Genomic DNA, 4,070 nt, shown 5'->3' with positions numbered 1-4,070 from the left:
GTGGTCATCGGGCAAGTGTGCAGATCGGTAATGCGTGATGCCGGTGGCATGGGCGCGTCTCGGTTGGAAGCCGGTTCTGTCGCTGCCAAAAGTATAACCCCGGATGCGCGGCGTGCGCACCCGGGGTTTTTCTGGTCTCAGACGGAAATCTGGCTGGCCGAGACTATTTCTCGTCCAGGGCCGCGTCGATGGCCTTCTTCAGTTCGTCGGAATCCGGCTCCACCTTCGAGGGGAAGCGGGCGATGACTTCGCCGTTCCGGCCGATGAGGAACTTTTCGAAGTTCCACTTCACGGGGCCTTTTCCGGCGGGCTTGGCGTCGACGTCGGTCAGTTCTTTGTACAGGTCGCACTGGCCGTCGCCATTCACTTCGACTTTGGAGAACATGTCGAAGGTGACCTGGTAGTTCTGCTCGCAGAAGGTCTTGATCTTCAGTTCGTCGCCGGGCTCTTGCTTGCCGAATTGATTGCACGGGAAGCCGAGCACGCTGAGGCCTTTTTCTTCGTAGTCTTTGTGGAGCGATTGCAGTCCCTTGTACTGCGGCGTGTAGCCGCACTCGCTGGCGGTGTTGACGACCAGCAATACGCGTCCGGCGTACTCCGAAAGATCGACTTCCTTGCCGTCCAACGACTTCATCTTGTGGCGGAGCAATTCAGGCACTTCGGTCTCCGTTTCGGCGGCCGTCAACTTAACGGCGCTGGTGGATGTTTGTTTGCCGTCGAGCGGACCGGCCAAGGCGTCGGCGACGCCCTGCGCGACCAGCTTCTCTACGGCCTGAGCGCTGTGCGCGCCAATCATGCGGTTAATGCGCCAGCCTTTTTCGGTCTTGCGATAGACGATCAATTGCGGGATCGAACTGCCTCGCTTCAGCTTGCTGGCCAATTCGGGTTGCGCGTCCGAATCGATCACGGCGAACGTCGCTTGGTCGAAGCCGCCGTGGCGCGCGACGTCCGGAACGACCTGTTCCTTCATCGTGCGGCAGGCCGGGCACCATTCGGCGCCGATCAGCAGCACCATCGGCTTGCCGGTTTCCATCATCGCCCGATGGGCCGTTGCGTACGAGGCGTCGGCCGAGACCGCTGAGAGTTGCAGCATCGCCGCCAGCGCGAGTCCTGTCATCACTTGTGCTCCTTGTGCCATCCACGGCAGTTGTTCACGTCGGATGCGCGCCGCCGCGCACCGCTTTACACTCGAAACTCCTGGCGACGCTCCTGTCGCATGTCTCGCGGCAATCGGCGAAATCGCCCGCGCCGCGCGTCCTATTCGCAGCCCGACGCGCGCGGGATCAGCGCGGCCGTGGCATTCGGTCGATGTTTCCTCGGCAGTTCCTTCAAAGAGGAGGACGATTCCTAACGCGGCGCCGGACTGCGCGCAGAGCACGCGCGAACGGCGTAAGGTGGGCTGGCAAATACCGCGCACGACGGCGCGGGTTCCGCGCTGTGGCCATGCCGCACACTTATTTCTCTTCCAGGCAGCCGCGCGGACGAGAACAAATGTGTCGGGCCGATTGTAATGGCTCGATTTGCCGCGTCAAGTAGCGCGATTTGCGGGAGCTGGGCCGCCCTGGAAGAGTTTTCCGGCAATCAGCACTGCTTCGACCGTTGCGTTCGCGTCCCAAATCAACTCGAAAGGATCGCGCGCCGCATTCAACGCAGTCCGCAACACGAAAAGATCGGCGCGTCGGCCGATGGCGATCGCGCCGCATTCGTGGTCGATGCCAAGTGCGCGCGCCGCATCGTTGGTTGCGAGACGAAGTATGGATTCGCCCGATAGAGAAGGAGTGCGATACGCCACGAATCGCAACTCGGCGAGCATGTCGAGATCCGGATTCGACGCCCGACTATCCGTGCCGAGACAAATCCGCACGCCGCTCTGCGCCAGCTTCGCGAGGTCGTGATACGGCGCATGCCGAAAATATTCGTGCGTTCTTGGACAATAGACGAGCGCCATCCGGTCGCGATGCTCCGCCAAGAAGTCCAGTTCCTCGTCGTCGAGATAGTTGCCGTGAATCACCAACGCGCGCGGCGCTTCGGCAAGCTTGCGCAAATAGTCGAGCGGCCGCGCACGGCGGGGAATCGCGTCCGCGCGCCAAGCGCCAAGTTCTGTCAACATATCTACCATCGCGCCGCGTCCCTCGCGCAAGAGCTCCAACTCCTCGCGGGATTCCGCCACGTGCATTGCCAAAGGGATGCTCTTCGCAGTGGCCAGTGCCACCAGCCCCGCCAATAACTCAGGCCGTACCGTGTACGGCGCATGCGGACTTAGTCCTGGCAGAAAATCGGGGCCGTCGCTCGCGGATAGAAAACCACGCGCGGCGTCGAGGCATATTGCGGCGCGTTCCGGCGACAGTCCGATCGATTCGTGAAACGCCGTCACTCTGGGAATCGGTATGATTGGCGGCAGGGACCAGCCGTCTGTGGCGATCTCTCCGATGGCCGTGACGCCGGCCGCGAGGGATTCACGGATACCGGCGGCGATTCCGGACGCTGGACCGTTGGCCCGTTGCCGGCGCCAGGCGACGACCAGGCGAATCCAGTCCGGCAGCGAAATCCCCGGCTGGCCGAGCGGCGCGGGCAGGTCGCTGAATTCCAGATGCTTGTGGGCGTTAATCAGTCCCGGAAGGAGGGCCGTGTCGCCCAGGTCAATCACCGGCGCGATGGCATCGGCTGGGGTTCACGAGACGATGCGGCCGGCGTGAATCGTGACCGTCGCGTTCGGCGTGGGCCCGCCGACGCCCGGGAAAAGCCACCGGGCGCGCAGGGAAAAGTGGGTCGGCAGGTTCGCAAGCGGTACTTCCATGCGCTCGGTTGTCGTCCCTGGGGCGATTGCCTGTCAAGCGACTGGGGGCAGGCACGAGTAGGGTTGCTCCGCTTTCGACTGTGGGAGGCGTCTCCGACGCCGATGGAGTGGGCGTCGAGCGGCATCAATGGACTTTTCGTTGAAAGCCGTCGATCAATCGGCGTCGGAGACGCCTCCCACAGTCCGTCAGGCAAATACGGATTTGCTCCAACCGGCAGCGGGAGAGGCTGGGCGGCGTTACAATTGCCTCCGCCGGCGCGATCGACACTGGGAATTAGCTTGGTTCGCCCTAAATCCTGCCTATTCGCGCCAGACGCTTGATTTTACGGAAGCGGACGAACACCATCGAAGTATCGCGCCGCCGGGCGCCCTGGTCCGGCCGCCGCCACCGTGGCCACGACATCTCCTGAGGTAGCATCCATGCACGTTGCCCGCTTCTGTCTCGCCCTCGCCCTGCTGGGGTCCGGCACGCTCGCCCAAGCGGAAACGATCTCGCTCGGGGCGCTGAAGGACAATACGATTTACGAGAGCACGCTGGCACTCAGCAACGGCGCCGGGGAGTTCGTTCATACCGGCCGCACGAAGGAAGGGGTGCTTCGGCGAGGTTTGATCGCCTTCGATGTCGCGGCCGCCTTGCCTGCGAATGCGGTAGTGACCAACGTCGAATTGACGATGAACATGTCCCAGGCGAACGATGCGAGCATCCAGGTCTCATCGCTGCATCGGCTAATGGCCGACTGGGGCGAGGGGACTTCCAACGCGTCGGGCGGCGAGGGAAGCGGCGCGCCGGCCGCTGCTGGCGACGCCACGTTCGCGAACCGGTTTCATCCCGACACCGCCTGGTCGACGGCTGGAGGGGATTTCGTGCCCTTAGCGAGCGCTTCGACCGACGTTAGCGGGCTCGGGATCTACGTTTGGACGTCGGCGGGCATGATCGCTGACGTGCAGGATTGGCTCGGCGACACTTCGAACAACTTCGGCTGGATCATCCGCACTGGCGATGAAATCGAGCCCAGCGCCGGCAAGCGTTTTGACTCCCGTACCAATCCAGAATTTGCCTTCCGTCCGAGTCTCTCGATCGACTACGTAGTTGTCCCCGAGCCAAGCACTTGGATTTTGGCAGTCGCCGCTGCAGCCATGTTGCCCGTCGTTCGCCGGCATCGCTAGCAGTTCCGCAGGGCGAATCAGTTTTTCATGATGCCTAGGAAGCGTAAGAGTTTTCGGGGTTGGCATGCGAAGCGGCGGAGGTTGGAGGTGATTTGCGGTAGGCCGG

At 62.7% G+C, this 4,070-nt stretch carries 4 protein-coding genes; 1 reads left to right on the top strand and 3 read right to left on the bottom strand.

Annotated elements, in window-relative coordinates:
- Positions 1 to 163: 163 nt before the first annotated feature.
- The 3 genes from SGJ19_01305 to SGJ19_01295 all read right to left on the bottom strand — a co-directional run bounded on the left by SGJ19_01305 (position 164) and on the right by SGJ19_01295 (position 2,797).
- Positions 164 to 1,117, bottom strand: coding sequence for a redoxin domain-containing protein (locus SGJ19_01305; GenBank protein ID MDZ4778872.1), 954 nt, complete (start codon positions 1,115 to 1,117; stop codon positions 164 to 166).
- A 411-nt stretch (positions 1,118 to 1,528) separates the two neighbouring features.
- The gene (locus tag SGJ19_01300) at positions 1,529 to 2,647 is read right to left on the bottom strand and encodes an amidohydrolase family protein (GenBank protein MDZ4778871.1); all 1,119 of its coding nucleotides are present in this window, start codon (positions 2,645 to 2,647) and stop codon (positions 1,529 to 1,531) included.
- A 24-nt stretch (positions 2,648 to 2,671) separates the two neighbouring features.
- Positions 2,672 to 2,797, bottom strand: a complete 126-nt coding sequence (locus tag SGJ19_01295; protein MDZ4778870.1) for a hypothetical protein — start codon at positions 2,795 to 2,797, stop codon at positions 2,672 to 2,674.
- Positions 2,798 to 3,217: 420 nt separating this feature from the next.
- Here SGJ19_01295 and SGJ19_01290 point away from each other — a divergent pair, with 420 nt between their 5' ends.
- Positions 3,218 to 3,964, top strand: a complete 747-nt coding sequence (locus SGJ19_01290; protein ID MDZ4778869.1) for a DNRLRE domain-containing protein — start codon at positions 3,218 to 3,220, stop codon at positions 3,962 to 3,964.
- Positions 3,965 to 4,070: the final 106 nt, after the last annotated feature.

Source organism: Planctomycetia bacterium, assembly GCA_034440135.1.
Classification (GTDB): Bacteria; Planctomycetota; Planctomycetia; order Pirellulales; family JALHLM01; genus JALHLM01.
The sequence above is the reverse complement of the archived record's forward strand: the minus strand, read 5'-3'. Positions and strand labels throughout refer to the sequence as shown.

Coding starts and splice junctions, on each gene's coding strand:
- SGJ19_01295 (MDZ4778870.1), bottom strand. CDS start 2,797: ATGGAAGTACCGCTTGCGAACCTGCCGACCCACTTTTCCCTGCGCGCC.
- SGJ19_01290 (MDZ4778869.1), top strand. CDS start 3,218: ATGCACGTTGCCCGCTTCTGTCTCGCCCTCGCCCTGCTGGGGTCCGGC.
- SGJ19_01305 (MDZ4778872.1), bottom strand. CDS start 1,117: ATGACAGGACTCGCGCTGGCGGCGATGCTGCAACTCTCAGCGGTCTCG.